The sequence below is a fragment of the Terrabacter sp. FW104-15G4B genome, from assembly GCF_058790095.1.
The window spans coordinates 1-632 of the sequence record NZ_JBYTCI010000071.1 but is presented as its reverse complement, the minus strand read 5'-3'; the positions used below and the strand labels follow the sequence as shown (position 1 = coordinate 632).

Below are 632 nucleotides of genomic sequence, written 5' to 3'. Positions count from 1 at the left end.
ACGCCTTGGCAACCGCTCGCATCCTCGGGCTGACCCCAGAGCCCGTCCCCGCCAGCGGGACCCCGAGCGACCTGCAGTCGTTCCTATGGTTGATGGGCACGTTCGGCCAGGCGCCGATGGGCTGGCCCGCGCCGAACGGCTACCCCGATGTCGCCGCCGCGTGGAGTGGCGCCTCGAGCACGCTGAACCGATGGAACTTCCACCTCAGCCTTGCCGGCAACTGGACGCTCAAGGCGATGACACGTCCCGACCTGACCACCTTGATCCCGTCCCCCTTGCCGACCACATATGCGGGTCTGATCGACGGGCTTGCCGCCAAGGTACTCGTTGCGTTGACCGCGACGCAGCGCGACGCGATCTGCCGCTTCGTCGACCACGCCCCCGGCGATGCGCTGATCGCGGGGGCGCAGGCCGTGACCTGGCGTCTCCCCCACGTCGTTGCCCTGATTCTCGACTCGCCCAACTTCGCTACCCGGTGAGGATCCGACCATGACCAGCAACGCAAACACCGCCTCCCACGCGTCACAGACAAGCCCTGCCCCCGCCGAGGGGTGTGGTTGTCCGCAGGGTCAGGCGCTGACCTCGCAGGTCTCTCGCCGCACCCTGCTCGCCGGCGCCGGGGCGCTCGGAGC

Annotated in this window: 1 protein-coding gene; it reads left to right on the top strand. The window is 69.3% G+C overall.

All coding sequences use genetic code 11. The features are described from left to right. A partial coding sequence (locus AC3WRT_RS20660) for a DUF1800 family protein (RefSeq protein WP_492725286.1) occupies positions 1 to 479 on the top strand: 479 nt, incomplete at its 5' end. Positions 480 to 632: the final 153 nt, after the last annotated feature.